Origin of the sequence: Bergeriella denitrificans NBRC 102155 (assembly GCF_001592185.1) — a bacterium.
Taxonomy (GTDB): Bacteria; Pseudomonadota; Gammaproteobacteria; order Burkholderiales; family Neisseriaceae; genus Neisseria; species Neisseria denitrificans.
Map to the genome: position 1 here is coordinate 1 of NZ_BCWL01000362.1, position 839 is coordinate 839.

1 protein-coding gene is annotated in these 839 nt (G+C 61.0%); it reads right to left on the minus strand.

Translation table 11 applies throughout. The features are described from left to right. Positions 1 to 839 (minus strand): pyocin knob domain-containing protein (locus BDE01S_RS11490; protein ID WP_218015878.1); only part of this gene is annotated, 839 nt, incomplete at both ends.

Sequence of the window (839 nt, forward strand, 5' to 3'; positions counted from 1 at the left end):
TCTGATAAGCCGCCGTTTCGCCGCCCGCGACGCGCGGGAAGGCCACGCGGCCGATTTCGTTTGTTCCGCCAGCGCCGTTGAAGACGAGGTTGAAGCGCGCGCCGTCGGCATTGCTGCCGACCGGCTCGGTTTCGAGCCGCCAGAAGCTGCCGTCCGAATTGGTAAAGCGCAGTTTTTCCCAGGCATTGCGCTGGATATTGAGTACGCCGTTCGCTAGGGTTTGGTTGCCGCTGTTGCCCAGTTTGTCGTCGCCGAGCCGCGTCCATGCGTTCCAACCGCTTGAGCCGCTGGTTTGCGGGCGCGTCCAAATACCCGAATTGTTGTAGGGGATATAAACCTGCGTGCCGCCTGCGACGGCGGGCAGGACGAACAAGGTGCCGGCCAGTTGCACGGGGTAGTTGTTGGCTGCGGTGCTGCGGGCGTTGGCGGCTTGATGCCACACGCCGATATTGGCTGCCGTTGCGGTCAGGTCGTTCAGATTACGGTTGGCGGGGATTTCGCCGCGCAGTTTGAAGCTGTCGCCTGATACGTCGTCAATCAGCTCTTTAAGTTCTTTACCCATCGCTGCGCTTAATGCTTCGTCCGAAGCGGTTCCGGTTAGGGTGTTGTTGGTTTTGACAATGCCGCGCACGGATGTGGAGGCGCGGGGCAGTTTGTGGCTGTGGGTGTTGCTGACCGCTACGCTGGTGCTGTTTTCGGTCAGGTCGGACGGGGTGCCGAGCGAGAACGAAACGTTGCTGCCCAATGTGCCGCCGCCGGTCAGACCCGCGCCTGCGCTCAGGGCGGTGTTTTTTTTGGCATAGGTATTGTCGGCGGCGGTTTTGTTATTGCCTATGCCC